Annotated in this window: 12 protein-coding genes; 4 read left to right on the top strand and 8 right to left on the bottom strand. The window is 71.6% G+C overall.

Translation table 11 applies throughout. The features are described 5' to 3' along the window. Positions 1-7: 7 nt before the first annotated feature. Positions 8-1,414, bottom strand: a complete 1,407-nt coding sequence (locus tag AB0435_RS09680) for an amino acid permease (protein WP_366004477.1) — start codon at positions 1,412-1,414, stop codon at positions 8-10. A gap of 256 nt (positions 1,415-1,670) precedes the next feature. Between AB0435_RS09680 and AB0435_RS09675 the strand changes: the two genes are divergently transcribed. Beyond that, on the top strand, positions 1,671-2,792 hold the full coding sequence (locus tag AB0435_RS09675) for a DUF5954 family protein (protein ID WP_366426594.1): 1,122 nt from the start codon (positions 1,671-1,673) through the stop codon (positions 2,790-2,792). Positions 2,793-3,013: 221 nt separating this feature from the next. Here AB0435_RS09675 and AB0435_RS09670 read toward each other — a convergent pair whose 3' ends face one another. Beyond that, entirely contained in the window at positions 3,014-3,397 is a 384-nt protein-coding gene (locus tag AB0435_RS09670) for a MerR family transcriptional regulator (protein WP_366004479.1), read from the bottom strand. 119 nt (positions 3,398-3,516) lie between these two features. Between AB0435_RS09670 and AB0435_RS09665 the strand changes: the two genes are divergently transcribed. Continuing rightward, positions 3,517-4,440 (top strand): alpha/beta hydrolase, encoded by a 924-nt coding sequence (locus AB0435_RS09665; protein WP_366004480.1) that lies wholly within the window; start codon positions 3,517-3,519, stop codon positions 4,438-4,440. Between the two features lie 103 nt (positions 4,441-4,543). Here AB0435_RS09665 and AB0435_RS09660 read toward each other — a convergent pair whose 3' ends face one another. Genes AB0435_RS09660 through AB0435_RS09640 form a run of 5 tightly spaced genes read right to left on the bottom strand, consistent with a single transcriptional unit; the run spans position 4,544 to position 11,335 of the window. Continuing rightward, positions 4,544-6,031 carry an MFS transporter gene (locus AB0435_RS09660; protein WP_366004481.1) on the bottom strand — a complete coding sequence of 496 codons (1,488 nt, stop codon included), beginning with the start codon at positions 6,029-6,031 and terminating at the stop codon, positions 4,544-4,546. After that, complete coding sequence (locus tag AB0435_RS09655; RefSeq protein WP_366426593.1) at positions 6,028-7,812, bottom strand: IucA/IucC family siderophore biosynthesis protein; 1,785 nt, start codon at positions 7,810-7,812, stop codon at positions 6,028-6,030. Before AB0435_RS09655 ends, AB0435_RS09660 begins: the two co-directional genes overlap by 4 nt. Next, positions 7,809-8,408, bottom strand: a complete 600-nt coding sequence (locus AB0435_RS09650; protein ID WP_366004483.1) for a GNAT family N-acetyltransferase — start codon at positions 8,406-8,408, stop codon at positions 7,809-7,811. Before AB0435_RS09650 ends, AB0435_RS09655 begins: the two co-directional genes overlap by 4 nt. Next, on the bottom strand, positions 8,405-9,706 hold the full coding sequence (locus tag AB0435_RS09645) for a lysine N(6)-hydroxylase/L-ornithine N(5)-oxygenase family protein (protein ID WP_366426592.1): 1,302 nt from the start codon (positions 9,704-9,706) through the stop codon (positions 8,405-8,407). The genes AB0435_RS09650 and AB0435_RS09645 overlap by 4 nt, the downstream gene beginning before the upstream one ends. 48 nt (positions 9,707-9,754) lie before the next feature. Beyond that, positions 9,755-11,335, bottom strand: coding sequence for an aspartate aminotransferase family protein (locus AB0435_RS09640; RefSeq protein ID WP_366004493.1), 1,581 nt, complete (start codon positions 11,333-11,335; stop codon positions 9,755-9,757). Positions 11,336-11,553: 218 nt separating this feature from the next. On the opposite strand from AB0435_RS09640, the gene AB0435_RS09635 reads away from it, so the two are divergent. Continuing rightward, on the top strand, positions 11,554-13,608 hold the full coding sequence (locus AB0435_RS09635; protein WP_366426591.1) for a penicillin acylase family protein: 2,055 nt from the start codon (positions 11,554-11,556) through the stop codon (positions 13,606-13,608). After that, on the top strand, positions 13,601-14,197 hold the full coding sequence (locus AB0435_RS09630; RefSeq protein ID WP_366004486.1) for a GNAT family N-acetyltransferase: 597 nt from the start codon (positions 13,601-13,603) through the stop codon (positions 14,195-14,197). The genes AB0435_RS09635 and AB0435_RS09630 overlap by 8 nt, the downstream gene beginning before the upstream one ends. Positions 14,198-14,394: 197 nt before the next feature. Here AB0435_RS09630 and AB0435_RS09625 read toward each other — a convergent pair whose 3' ends face one another. Continuing rightward, entirely contained in the window at positions 14,395-14,547 is a 153-nt protein-coding gene (locus AB0435_RS09625; protein ID WP_366004487.1) for a hypothetical protein, read from the bottom strand. Positions 14,548-14,729: the final 182 nt, after the last annotated feature.

Below are 14,729 nucleotides of genomic sequence, written 5' to 3'. Positions count from 1 at the left end.
GTGCGGGTCAGCGCGTTGCTGCGGCCCGCTGCCGTACGTAGCCGACCAAGGCCAGCGTCAGCGCCAGGCCACCGGTGAAGTACAGCTGCACCCGGGTGTCGGCGTTCAGGGTCATGAGCACCAGCGCCCCGGCCACGCCGGCCAGCGTCACCCAGGTCAGATACGGGAAGGCCCACATCCGCACCACCAACTGCTCGGGCGCCTCGCGCTCCAGCCGGCGGCGCAGCAGCAGCTGCGAGGCGGCGATGAAGCCCCACACGACGAGCACGACGCCGCCGACCATGTTCAGCAGCCAGGCGAAGACGGTGGTGGGGTACCAGTACGACAGCAGGACGGCGAAGAAGCCGAAGGCGCACGACGAGAGCACCGCGCGGCGCGGCACCCGGCCGGAGACCTTGCCGAGGGCCTTGGGCCCCTGGCCGCGCGAGACCAGGGAGTAGGCCATGCGCGACGAGCCGTAGATGTTGGCGTTCATCGCCGACAGCAGGGCGATCAGGACGACGACGTTCATGATCTGACCGCCGCCGGGGACGCCGAGCCGGTCGAGCACGGCCGCGTACGGGCCGTCGTCCGTGACGGCCTTGTCGTTCCACGGGATCAGCGTGACGATCACCAGCATCGATCCGACGTAGACGATGCCGATCCGCCACATCGTCGTCCGCACGGCCTTGGCCACGCCGCGCACCGGGTTCTCGGACTCGGCGGCCGCGATGGTCACCGTCTCCAGGCCGCCGTACGCCGCGAGCGAGGCCAGGAGCCCGATCATCAGCCCGTTCGCGCCGTTGGGCAGGAAGCCGCCGTCGTGGAGGAGGTGCGCGCTGCCGGGGGAGTCGCTGCCTGGCAGCACGCCCAGGACGGCGAGCGTGCCGAGGATCAGGAAGAGGGCGATGGCGCCGATCTTCAGGGCGGCGAACCAGAACTCGAACTCACCGAAGTTCGAGACGGCGCCCAGATTGGTGCCGCAGAAGAGCGCCATGAAGACCAGCACCCACAGCCAGGACGGGGTGCCGGGCAGCCAGCCCTGCACGATGTGGGCCGCGCCGATCGCCTCGATCGCCACGCCCACGACCAGCAGGGTCCAGAACATCCAGCCCGCGGTGAAGCCCGCCCACCGGCCGATCGCGCGGTCGGCGTGCACGGAGAACGAGCCGGAGGCCGGGTTCGCGGCGGACATCTCGCCGAGCATGCGCATCACGAACATCACGAGCAGACCGGAGGCGGCGTAGGCCAGCACGATCGCGGGGCCCGCGGCCGCGATACCGGCCCCGGAGCCCACGAAGAGGCCCGCCCCGATGACTCCGCCGAGGGCGATCATCGAGAGGTGCCGCTGCTTGAGTCCGTTCGACAGCGGGGAATCCTGCTGGGGAGCGTCGTCCTCCCGCAGCGGGGGAGGAGACGCGAGAGTCCGGCTCATGGTCGTACCTGTCCAATATGCGAGATCGAAGGTACGAGTATGAGCAAGACGGTGAAAGCCCGGCGCAGCCGTCCGATATCCGGACGTTCGCTTCACGCAGAGTGATCGAAACGGTGCGCGAGCGCCACGCGGGGCCACCGGCCCGGGAGACTCGGAAGAGGGGCCGGAACGGCTCCGGCGCGCACCCCGCCGATCGTCCGGCCCCCGGCGGGCCGTTCGCCTGCGGGAGCCGCGGGGCACCGGGCATCCTGTGGGCATGGCTGAGCTCGATGGTGAGAACGTGCCCGCGTACCGGATGGTCCGGGTGACCGCGCCCGACGCGCCGGTGGCCGCGCTGGCGGACGTGGAGGCGTGGCGGGCCCGGGAGTCGTACCCCGAGATCCTCCTGGCCGGCGGGCCGGTCTTCGGCGTGGTGCGCGAGCGCGAGGAGGGCGGATGGGAGATCGTCTCGTCCTTCACCGGCCTCGCCCCCCAGGACGCCCGCGACGACATGGGCTGCCAGTTCCGCAAGCTGGCGCAGGAGGCGGAGCGGGACGGGGACGCGGACGCGTACGAGGAGTGCGTGCGGGCGGCGAAGCGCACCGACTGGGAGACCGTCGACGAGATGACCGTGCTGGGCGCGCGCTACCGCGTCGCGCGGGCGGAGCGCTTCGTCCGCTCCGGCCGACAGGGACCCGAGCCGCCCCGCCCCAGCGACCCGGACCCGGCCGTGCCGGGCGAGTCGTACAAGACGCGGGACGCCGAACGCGGCCTGGTCATCGACCCGTTCACCGCCACCGGCATGTCCGAGGGCATCCTCAAGGTCGAGCTGCTCGCGCTCGTGCGCAAGGCCGGCGCCGTACCCGGGGACGTCCGCGACGACTCGCTGCGTGCCGCGGAGACACACCCCGGGGGCGTGCTGCTGCCCGCGACCTTCGGGACGGCCGAGAAGGAGTACGGCCACTGGCGGCCCGACTCCGCGGGCACGGCCACCACGCCGCAGGGCGCGCGGGACACCCTCGCCATGGGCCTGCGGGTGATGATCCCGTGGCACCTCGGACTCACCCCGGAACAGCGCGCCCCCTACATGGCCGCCGCCGACCGGCTCGACGCGGAGCGCGGTGACGAACTGGAGGTGGCCGGGCGCCGGTTCAAGGTGGTGCGCATCGAACGGCTGGTGCGCATCGGGCCGGACGGTCCGGAAGGCCCGCGCCCCTCCGACCCCGATCCGCAGCCGCCCGTGATGGTGCAGGACCAGCAGCTGCGCGAGCAGGGCGTCATCACCGGCGACGAGGACGAGGACGCACCCATCGAACTCGACGAGCAGACGCAGCGGCTGGCCGACCTCTTCCGCGAGGAGGAAACGCGGCGCGACGCGAAGTCACGGGGGCGCGGCTGAGGGGGCGGGCGGTTTTTCCCCTGTGCGTGTAGTCGCCGTGGTCCCAGCCGCCGATTTCCTCGCGGTCCGTGGCGTGAATGAACTTGATCCCAGTCCGCTCCTGAACACGGCTCAGCACGGTGAACTGAGCGGCAAGGGCGTGGATCATCTCGTCCACGGGGACGGAGACGGGAACCTCTGCCGCGTACTCGTCACCATAGGCACCCCTTGGAATAGATCATCTAGTTGGTCTGGGTGTCGGTGGGGGTTTGGTCGCGTACGCGGCGCAGATAGTCGGCGATGGCGTCCCTGTTCCGGGTCAGGCTGGCGATCCGTCGGGTCAGCTGGTCGTGTTCGTGCTCCAGGGTGGCGGTCATCTCGGGGGTCACGTCGGGGAAGTAGATGGTCCGCGGCTTGTCGAGGCAGGGGAGGATCTGCCGGATGATCCGGGTGGGCAGTCCGGCGTCGAGCAGTCCGCGGATCTGCAGTACGCGGTCCACGTGGCCTTCGTTGTACGCGCGGTAGCCGTTGGCGGAGCGCTCGGGGGTGAGCAGGTGCTGCTCCTCGTAGTAGCGCAGCAGGCGCCGGGGGGTGTCGGTACGGTGTGCCAGCTCTCCGATGCGCATGTGAGCGAACCTACTGCGTCAGCGTTTGACCTTCACATTGATGTGAGCGTTCGAGACTCGCGGTGTTCGTCGGCAGCCGGCACGAAGCCGCTGTTCGCCTGTGCCTGAGGAGGACCGTTGTGGTCTCGATACATGTTTCCGATTTCTACAAGGAGTGGGCGGCCCGCAGTGGTGACGTCATCGAAGCGGCCGCGGGGGAGGGGCCGGACTCCCTCGAGGACGTCCGGCTCGCTTACCGGAAGTTCTTCCAGGACAGCTTTCCCGCGCCGGACGGGGTGGCGTTCCACGCGGTGGACGCCGACGGCGTCGCCGCCGAGCGCGTGGTCACGACAGGTGCGGTCGACGGCCGCTACATGGTTTACCTTCACGGCGGCGCGTACCTGACGGGTGACCCGCAGGGATACCGCGGGCTGGTCGGCCACCTCGCCCGGCGCCTGCGCGCGCATGCACTCGTGCCGGACTACCGGCTGGCGCCCGAGGCGCCCTTCCCGGCCGCGGTCGAGGACGCGGTGACGGCCTACCGCTGGTTGCTGGAGCAGGGCGTGGAGCCGGAGAACGTGGTGTTCGCCGGTGACTCGGCCGGTGGCGCGCTGGCGGTCAGCGCCCTGGTCGCGGCCCGCGACCAGGGTCTTCCGATGCCGGCGGCCTCGATCGCCCTCTCGCCCTGGGCCAACCTGGAACACACCGGGGCCACGATGTTCTCCCTCGACGGCATCGACCCGTCCGTCGGCCGGGAGGGGCTGCGCCGCGCCGCGGGAATCGTCCTGGGGCGGGCTCCGGCGAACAGTCCGCTGGCCTCGCCGGTTTTCGCCGACACCCGCGGGCTGCCTCCGGTACTGATCCAGATCGGGGGACACGAGGTGATGCTCAGCGACGCCCTCCGGCTCGCCGCCAAGCTGGCGGAGGACTCCGTGCCCACGCGCCTGGACGTCGCCCCGGAGGCGGGGCATGTGTGGCATCTCCTCGTCGGGCGTCTCCCCGCTGCGGACAAGGCCGTCTCCGACGCCGTCGCCTTCGCGCTGGAGCATCTGACCGCGGGGTAAGAAGCTGAGGGTGGGCCCGGGCTCCGGGTGAGCCCGGGCCCACCGCTACGAGGCCGCTGCGCCGCAGGCGGCAACGTGCCGCATCCGGTCCGCAGCGGAGCCCCTACGTCGCGGCAGCCGCCCTACGCAGCAGCCACGCCGACGCGCAGCCGCCGAGGAGCACCACCCCCGCACCCGCCAGCTGGCTGGTCTCGACTCCGGAAGCGAAGGCGTCGATGACCGCTGACCGGTCCGCCTCTGTGGGGGCGGCCGCGAGGGCGGCGGGGAGGGACGCCGTGCCGGTGGCCGCCGCCGGGAGCAGGGCCGTGAAGCGGGAGTTCATGACCGCGCCCAGGACGGCGACGCCCAGGCTGCCGCCCAGCTCCGACATCGTGCCGTCGACCCCGGCGCCCGCGCCGGCCTTCTCGGGCGGGATCGCCCCCATGACCGCCTCGGCGATCGCGGGGTTGGCGAGTGCGCAGCCCGTGCCCATGAGGACGAGGCCGAGGAGCAGCACGCCGTAGCCGTCGGAGGCGAAGGCCGCGACGACCGCGAACCCGGCCGCCAGCAGGCTCACACCGACGGCGACAGCGAGCGGCAGCCGGAGCCGCCGCAGCAGCCTGGTGGATATCCCGGTGAAGTTGAGGGCGACGACGGTGAGCGCGAACGGCGCCGTGCGCAGCCCCGCTTCGAGCGGTGAGTAGCCGCGGACGAACTGCAGCTGCTGGGAGAGCAGGAACAGCGCGCCCGCGCTGCCGAAGGTGATCAGCACGACGCCCACGACGGCTCCCACGAACCGGCGGTCGCGGAAGAAGCCCATGTCCAGCATGGGGTGCGGGACGCGGCTCTCCCAGAGCGCGAACGCCCCGAGGACGAGAACTCCGCCCAGCGCGGGGAGGAGCACCCGGGCCGTGCCCCAGCCGTGTTCGGGGCCGGAGACGACCGCGAAGACGACGGCCGACATGCCGACGGTGGACAGCAGGGCGCCGGGCACGTCGGGCCGGTGCCCGTCGGGGTTCCTGGACTCGGGCACCAGTTTCCAGGCGGCGACGAGACCGAGCAGCACCACGGGGATGTTGATCAGGAAGATCGCGCCCCACCGGAAGTGGTCGAGCACGAGACCGCCGATCAGTGGGCCGGCGGCGAAGCCCAGGGCGTTCACCGCCGCCCAGATCCCGATCGCCCGCAGGCGCTCCTCGGCGTCGAAGACCTGCATGACGACCGCGAGCGTGGTCGTCAGCAGCAGGGCCCCGCCGACGCCCATGCCCGCGCGGGCGGCGATGAGTTCACCGGTGGAGCCGGCGAGGCCTGCCGCCAGTGAACCGATGCCGAAGAGGGCGAGCCCCGTGAGCAGCATCTTCTTGCGGCCGTAGCGGTCGGCGGCGCTGCCCCCGGCGAGGAGCAGGCCGGACTGCACGAGCGAGTAGGCGTTGATCATCCACTGGACGTCCGCGGTCGTCGCGCCCAGCTCCCGGGTGAGGGAGGGCACCGCCACGTTCAGGACGGTGTTGTCCAGCACCACGGTGAGCTGGGCGAGACAGATCACGCCGAGGATCAGCCACCGGGTGGGGAGCCTGGTCCCGGTCCGGGTGGCTTCGGCGGTCACGCTCATGCCGGAGGGGCGTAACGCGCGATGGGGTTGCGCAGGTTGCCCACGAGCTGGAGGGCGCCCGACGGGTCGGCCAGGTCGACCATCTGCTGGTTGTTCCGCAGCTGGAGCCGGTTGAGGCAGGAGAGCGCGAACTCCTCGGCGAACATGTCGTACTGCTTGAACTTGTCCGCGAGGTGCGGTGCCGACGCCTGATAGTCCGTCACGCACGCGGCGACCGTCCGCCAGAACGTCTCCTCGTCGAGGACGCCCTCGGTGACCAGGACCGCGTTCAGATAGCGGAAGAAGCAGTCGAAGACGTCGGTGAAGACCGACAGCAGCTTCATGTCCTCGGGGACGTCCGCCCGTACGCGCCGGACCTCCGGGGGAAGGTCCGCCAGGGGGTCCATGACGACGATCTCCTCGGCGATGTCCTTGAAGATCACCCGCTCGACCGTGCCCCCGTCGAGCACCATGATCACGTTCTCGCCGTGCGGCATGAAGGCCAGGTCGTAGGCGTAGAAGCTGTGCAGCAGGGGCGTGAGGTAGGCGTCGAGGTAGCGCCGCAGCCATACCTCGGGGGCCAGCCCCGACCGCTCGACGAGCGCGGCCGCGAAGGAGCGGCCCTCATGGTCGGTGTGGAGCAGGGAGGCCATCGTGGCGAGGCGCCGTCCCGGCTCCAGGCCGGCGACGGGGCTCTCGCGCCACAGGGCGGCGAGCATCTTGCGGTAGGGGGAGTAGCGGTCGGTGGCCGCCTCGTACTGCCGGTGGTGGTAGCCGACGGCCGCCCGCTCCCGGATGATCGACAGGCGTGCGGCCTGGAGGATCTCGTCCTGGGCCACGAGGTCGGCGAGCCAGTCGTTGATGGCCGGGGTCGCCTCCATGTAGGCGGCCGAGAGGCCCCGCATGAAGCCCATGTTCAGCACGGACAGCGCGGTCTTCACATAGTGCTTGGCCGGTGCGCTGGTGTTGAAGAACGTACGCACCGACTGCTGGGCGAGATAGTCGTCGTCACCGGGGCCGAGGCACACCAGACGCTGCCGGGCGACCTCGGCGGCGAAGGTCACGGACAGCTTGTTCCACCACTGCCAGGGGTGGACGGGGATGAGGTGGTAGTCGGCGAGGTCGAGGCCGAGGCCGGACATGGTGTCCGCGAAGCGGCCGAGCAGTTCGTCGCCCAGCTCGTCGCGCATCAGCCGGTCGTGGTCGAGGCCCGCGCCCGAGGTGAAGGTGGAGTGGTCACGGTGGGCGGCCAGCCAGATCAGCCGGACGGGGCTCGCGGCCTCGGGAGCGTACGCGTGGTATTCGTGCACCCCGAAGCCCAGGCGCCCGTTGTTGGCGACGAAGCCCGGGTGGCCCTCGGTCATGCCGGTCTCGATGGTCTGGAAGTCCGCGTCGGCGAGCTCGGCCGCGCTCACCGGCTTCTTCGCGAGCTTGTAGGCCGTGCCGGAGAGGGTGGAGCTGATCTCCTCCAGGTAGACCGGGAGGATCTCGTCCGACAGGCCGAGCGTGCCCCGCAGCTGGATGAGGAAGTCCAGCGCGTCCAGGGGGAGTTCTTCGTCGCCGTGGTGCCGGGTGATGCTGTCGGCGTCGATCTGCCAGTGGTCGAGCGACAGGAGGCGGGCGGCGAACCGGTACTCCTGCGTGCCGTCGTCGCTGCGGACGACGAAGCGGCCGGGCGCCGTCGGCTCGGGGGCGAGCAGCCGTTCGTGGGAGAACTCCGCGAGCGCCTTGCGGATCAGCTGCCGGTTGGCGGCCGCCCAGTGGGCCGGGGTCAGGTGGGAGACGGCTTCACGGGGGTTCACGCGGTCACTCCTCGGGTGGCGGCCGGGCTGCTGTGGAACCGGTCGCGGGTGCAGACGCTGAGCAGGGCGTCCTTCTCGGGCTTCTCGACGGTGCGCACGGTCACGAAGCCGACGGCCGCGTTGAGCGCGTGCACCGCTGTGTTGTTCACGTCGGGCTCGACCACGACGCGCCGGGTCGCCGGGTCGGCGAAGAGCCAGGCCATGACCGTGGTGATCACGCCACGGGTGAAGCCGTGGACGGGGATGTCGCTCGGCGCGCACAGGAAGTGCATGCCGACGTCGCCCTCCTCCGGCTCGTACAGCCCCACCAGCTCGACGTGCGCCGGGTCGTAGCGCTCGGCCAGGAAGACCGGGCGGCCGTTCAGCAGCCCGACGAAGGCGTCGTGGTGCGGGTGTTCGGCGATCTCGCCGTAGACGCGGGCCACCTCGGCCACATCGGCGTCCTGCATCATCCAGAACGTCGCCTTGGGGTGGGTGACCCAGCGGTGCAGCATCGTGGCATCGGCGTCCGGGTCGAGCGGGCGGACGGTGAACTCGCCGAGCTGCTCGTCGGTGCGGGAGAAGCGGGAGAAGCGGGAGAAGGGGGCCTCCGTCATCGCAGTTCACCGCCCTCGGGGGCGCCGAACTGCTGGAAGGCGATGGACTTCTCGATGGGGTAGACCTCGCGGCCCAGCAGCTCGCGGATGATCCACGAGTTGCGGTACGGGCCCATGCCCAGGTCGGGGGAGGTGATGCTGTGCGTGTGGGTGCCGGCGTTCTGGAGGAAGATGCCGCGGCCGGTGGTGTCGATGCTGTAGTTGCGGGCGACGTCGAAGCGCCCGTGCCGGTCCCAGCGGATCCGGTCGCGTACGGGCTCCAGGAAGTCGGGCGTGCGGTAGCGGTATCCGGTGGCCAGGACGAGGCCCTGCGTGGTGAGCGAGAAGTCCCGCTCCTGCTCCACCTGGCGCAGGCCGAGGGTGTACGTCCCGGATATGTCGTCGTAGGAGGCGCTCTCCAGCGCGGTGTTGGTCAGCAGCCGGGTGGGGACCGGGCCCTTGATGCTCTTCTGGTAGAGCAGGTCGAAGATGCCGTTGACGAGCTCCGCGTCGATGCCCTTGAACAGGCCCTTCTGCTCGGACTCCATGCGGTAGCGGGTGTCCTCCGGCAGCGCGTGGAAGTAGTCCACGTACTCGGGGGAGGTCATCTCCAGGGTGAGCTTGGTGTATTCCAGCGGGAAGAACCGGGGGGAGCGGGTCACCCAGTCGAGGCGGTAGCCGTGGGTGTCGGTGTCGGCCAGCAGGTCGTAGTAGATCTCGGCCGCGCTCTGGCCGCTGCCGACGACGGTGATGCTGTCCTTGGTCTGGAGGGCGGTCTTGCCGTCCAGATAGCGGGAGTTGTGCAGCACGTCGCCGCCGAGCCCCTGGCAGGACTCGGGGACGTAGGGCGGGGTGCCGGTGCCGAGGACGAGGTGCCGGGCCTGGTGCGTGGTCGTCTCCCCGGTGGCCGTCCGCACCGCGTGCACGGTGTAGAGCCCGGTGCCCTCGTCGTACGCGACGGAGGTCACCTCGTGGCCGAAGCGGACGCTGCGGAGCTTGCCGGCGGCCCAGCGGCAGTAGTCGTTGTACTCGTTGCGCAGGGGGTAGAAGATCTCGCGGATGTAGAAGGAGTACAGCCGCCCGGACTCCTTGAGGTAGCTGAGGAAGGAGTACGGCGAGGTGGGGTCGGCCAGCGTGACGAGGTCGGCCATGAAGGGGGTCTGGAGGGTGGCGGACTCCAGGAGCATCCCCGGGTGCCAGTCGAAGTCCGGCTTGCTCTCCAGGAAGAGGCCGTCGAGCTCGTCGAGTGGCTCGGTCAGGCAGGCGAGGCCCAGGTTGTAGGGGCCGAGGCCGATCGCGATGAAGTCATGGGTGGACATGGAGGTCTCCCGTTGGAGGGGGCGGGGGTGAGGGCGGGGCGAGGGAGTTCAGCCGGCGCGGTGGAGGAGTTCGGCGGTGAGCCGCTCGTCCACGTACCGGCCCGCGTGCCCGGCGAGGAGGTCGAGGACGTGCGCGATGTCGTCCAGCGAGGTCTCCGGGTTGAGCAGGGTGAATTTCAGGTAGTGCTTGCCGTCGACCTTGGTGCCCGCGACCACGGCCTCGCCGGAGGCGGCCAGCGCCTCACGGGCGTACAGGTTCGCCCCGTCGGCCAGGTCCCGGCCGCGCTGGTCCGCCGGCACGTAGCGGAAGACGACGGTGCTCAGCTGGGATTTGGTGACGACCTCGAAGCGCGGGTCCTCGGTCAGCAGCTCCCACGCCTGGGCCGCGCGGTCCACGACCTCGTCGAAGAGCGAGCCGATCGCGTCCGCGCCCATGATGCGCAGGGTCAGCCAGAGCTTCAGCGCGTCGAAGCGGCGGGTGGTCTGGATGCTCTTGTCGACCTGGTTGGGGATGCGCTGCTCGGCCATGCGGGCCGGGTTGAGGTAGTCGGCGTGGTACGTGGCGTGCCGCAGGGTGGCGCGGTCGCGCACCAGCAGCGCGCTGGAACTGACGGGCTGGAAGAAGGACTTGTGGTAGTCGACGGTCACCGAGTCCGCGCGCTCGATGCCGTCGAGCAGGTGCCGCCGGGTGGGGGAGGCCAGCAGGCCGCAGCCGTACGCGGCGTCCACGTGGAACCACAGCCCGGCCCACCGGCACAGGTCGGCGATCTTGGGGAGCGGGTCGATGGAGCCGAAGTCGGTGGTGCCGGCCGTGGCGACGACCGCCATGATCACCAGGTCGTCGGCGCGGCAGCGGTCGATCTCGCGGGCCAGGGCGGCGGGCCGCATGCGCCGCTCGGGCCCGGTCTCCACGGAGATGACGGCGTCCGGGCCGAGGCCGAGCAGCTTGGCGGACTTCTGGACGCTGAAGTGGCTGGCCTCGGAGGTGAGGATGCGCAGCCGCGGCAGGATCTCGTGCCGTTCGAGCGGGGTGGGGGCGTTCTTGGCCGCGAGCTCCAGGGCCTCCTCGCGGGCCAGCAGCAGCGCCTGGAAGTTGGACTGGGTGCCGCCGCTGGTGAAGATGCCGTCGGCGTCCGGGCCGAGGCCGATGCGCTCGGCCGTCCAGTCGACCAGGCGGCGCTCGATGAGGGTGCCGCCCGCGCTCTGGTCCCAGGTGTCGAGGGAGGAGTTGACGGCGGTCAGGACCGCTTCGCCGAGCAGCGCCGGGATGACCACGGGGCAGTTGAGGTGGGCGAGGTAGCGCGGGTGGTGGAAGTAGACGGCGTCCCGCAGATAGACGTCCTCGAGTTCGTCGAGGGCGGCGGCGGGGTCCTCGAGCGGGCGGTCCAGGTCGATGCCGGAGATCTCCGGGGCGAGCCGGTCGGGGGACATCCCGGTGAAGGGGCGCTCGGTGCCCGCTATCCGGCTCGCCACCCGGTCGATCCCGGCGGTGAGGGAACGCCGGTAGGTATCGACCGTGAGGTGGTTGAAGAGGTGCGGCCGGGCGTGCGCCGCGCCGGGCGCGGGGGCTGCCGATATCTCGCCCGCCGAAGGGGCTTCGGCCTCGGCGGTGTGCCCCGGGAAACTCATGAGCGTGGTGTCCTTCCGGTCGCTGACTGCGATCAACTTAGGTGAGCCTAACCTAATCTTCGGCGGGGAAATGCAGGCTCCGCCCGGCGGGGAGGGTGATCACGGGAGGGGGTGGGGCTTAGGTTAACCTAACCTAAGTCTTCGTCGGGCAGGGGTGTCGCCACACCCCCGAGACCCGCCGTGACCTGCGCCAACCCGCCGCGGAACAAGGAGACTCTGTGAGCATCGAGGTCCACCGGGATGCCTGGGGCATCCCCCACCTCCGAGCCGGAAGCCCGGACGAACTCGCCCGCGCCCAAGGGCGCAACGCCGCCCTCGACCGGGCCTGGCAGATCGAGGTGGAGCGGCACCGCTCCCAGGGCACCACGGCCGCCTTCCTCGGGCCCGACGCCGTCGGCTGGGACCGGCTGGCCCGGCAGGCCCGCCTCGACGACACCGCCCGCCGCTGCTTCCAGAGCCTTGACGCGGGCACCCGGGCGTGGGTCACGGCCTATGTCGACGGCGTCAACTCCGGCCTCGCCGCGGGCGCGCGCCGCGCACCGGAATTCGCGGCCGCCGGGGTCGGACCCGGACAGTGGCGGCCCTGGACCCCGCTCGGGATCTGGCTCTCCCACCACATCCTCTTCGCCGGCTTCCCCGCCAAGCTGTGGCGCGAGGAGGCCGCCCGCGTGCTCGGCCCCGGCATGACCGAGCTGTTCGCCACCGACGGCCCCGCCACCTCCGGCAGCAACGGCTGGCTCGTCACCGGCGACCGCACCGCCACCGGAGCCCCCGTCATCGCCGGTGACCCGCACCGCTTCATCGAGGACCCGGGCATCTACCAGCAGATCCACCTCAACTGCCCGGAGTACGACGTGGTGGGCCTCGCCGTGCCCGGCGTCCCGGGCATCGCCCACTTCGGCCACACCGGCACGGTCGCCTGGGCCATCACCAACGCCATGGCCGACTACCAGGACCTCTACGACGAGAAGCTCCGCCGCCGCGGCACCGCCGTGGAGGCGCTCGGCCCCGACGGCTGGCGGCCCGCCGCCGTCCACACCGAGACCGTCGAGGTCGCCGGGGGCGACCCCGTCGACGTCGAGGTGATCGAGACCGACCGCGGCCCCGTCGTGATCGGCGGCCCGGACGCACCGCGGGCCATCAGCCTGCGCATCCCCCCGCGCGTGAGCGAGGACCTCGGCTTCGCCACCCTGCCCGCCCTGCTGAGGGCCACCACCGTCACCGACGTCGACCGGGCCTTCGACCACTGGGCCGAACCCGTCAACGTCGTCCAGGCCGCCGACACCCAGGGCGGCCTCCTCCACCGCGTCGCCGGACGCGTACCGCTGCGCCACCACGACAACCGGCTGCGCGTCGTACCCGCCTGGGAACCCGGACACACCTGGCAGGGCTGGCACGACCCGATGCCGTGCGCCGATGTCGACGGCACCGCGGTGATGGCCAATCAGCGCGGCCTGGCCGCACCGCTCGGCGTCGAATTCGCCGCACCGCACCGCGCCGACCGCATCCGCCACCTGCTCGACGCGTCACGGGAGTGGTCCGCCGGGGACATGGCCGCCGTCCACACCGACACCCACCTGGCCTCCGCCGCACCCCTGCTGGACCTGCTCTCCCAGTTGGACGGCCTGAGCCCGGACGCCCGGCGGCTGCGGGACCGGCTGCTGCGCTGGGACCGCCGGATGGACGCCGACAGCACGGACGCCACCGCGTACGCCACGCTGCGGTCGGCCGTCGTACGCGGCTTCGCGGCGCACCCGGCGCTCGCGGGGCTCGCCGAGCCGCCCGCGTATCCCGAGGTCTTCCTGCCGTGGCTCGCCCTGGCCCCCCGGATCGCCTTCGCCCTGGAACACCTGCTGCGGGACGACCTGTTGCCCGGTGTGGACCGCGCCGGGCTTGTCCGCGCGGCACTGGAGGACGTGGCGGCGGAAGGGGAGCCGTCGGTCCCGTGGGGAGAGGTGCACCGGCTCGCGCCCTGGCAGTCGCTGCCCGGCGCGACGCCCGAGGACTGGCCGGGCCTGTCGGGCGACCACGACTGCGTGCTGTCCACCTCCAGCGTCCCCGGCGTCACCGACCGCAGCGCGCGCGGGCCCGCCGCCCGCTACGTATGGGACCTCGCGCGCCGCGAGGACAGCCTCTGGGCGGTGCCCTTCGGAGCCTCCGGCGTGCCCGGCGACGCCCACCACCGCGACCAACTGCCGCTGTGGCTGCGGGGCGGACTCGTCCCCGTGATCACCGACTGGCGGCAACTGACCGAGGAGCAGGACGATGTCTGATTCCCCCACGCAGTCCGTACCCGTCGCGGAGCGAGCGGCCGTGCACGAGCAGGCGGTCGACGGCTTCGGGACCGTCCGGGTCGTCCCCGTCGACCCCGCCGCCGACGCCGGACTGATCCACGGCTGGGTCACCCAGGAACGCGCCCGGTTCTGGGGCATGCGCGACGCCGACCGCGAGCGGGTCCTGGAGATCTACACCTATATCGACTCCCTGCCCACCCACCACGCCTACCTCCTCGAACGGGACGGCCGGCCCGTCGCCCTCTTCCAGACGTACGAGCCGGAGGCCGACCCCGTCGGCGAGTGCTACGACGTGCGGCCCGGGGACTTCGGCATCCACCTGATGATCGGCCCCCCGGCGGGCGGGACGGAACGGGGCTTCACCGCGACCCTGCTCTCCGTCTTCCTCACCTACGTCCTCGCGGCCGACCCCGGCCGGCTGCGGATCGTCGCCGAACCCGACGCCCGCAACGCGAAGGCCGTCGACCGCCTCACCGGCGCCGGCTTCGTCCGCGGCCCCGAGATCGACCTCCCCGAGAAGCGGGCCCAACTGGTCTTCCTCGACCGGGAGGCGTTCCGTCACGTGTGACGGGCCGCCACCGCCGTGCCGGGGCCGCCCCACCTCAGGGGCGGCCCCGCACCCGGCAGAAAGCCGCCGGTCAAGTGCCCTGTACGGCCTAGGGCGATGGCATGGCCAAGACATATGCCGGAGCGCGACTGCGCCGACTGCGTGAGGAACGACGGCTCGGCCAGGCCGAGCTGGCCCGCGCCCTCGCCATCTCGCCCCTACGCCGCCGTGCCGTAGCGGTCCCGCCGGGTCGCGGCCACCCAGCGCGCCCGCAGCTCCTCGTAGACCACCCGCTCCTCGCGCGACAACGCCCGGCCCCGGCGCGCGACCAGGAACGCGCGGATCGCCTCGTTCAGATCAGCGGCATCCACGCGCACAGGACCGGAAGACGATGCAGGGGGCATGCGTACTACGCTACGCCGGGCCACTGACAACCACTCAAAACCGCACGTCAGGCGCTCAGTCGGGCCGAAGAGCGCGGCGCGGCGGCCTGCCGGCTCCTTCGCGTGACGGTCACCGAAAGCGTCGCCGTAAGTGTTCGCGTGGACGCGCC

This window comes from Streptomyces sp. NPDC051173 (assembly GCF_040689515.1).
Lineage (GTDB): Bacteria > Actinomycetota > Actinomycetes > Streptomycetales > Streptomycetaceae > Streptomyces.
The sequence above is the reverse complement of the archived record's forward strand: the minus strand, read 5'-3'. Positions and strand labels throughout refer to the sequence as shown.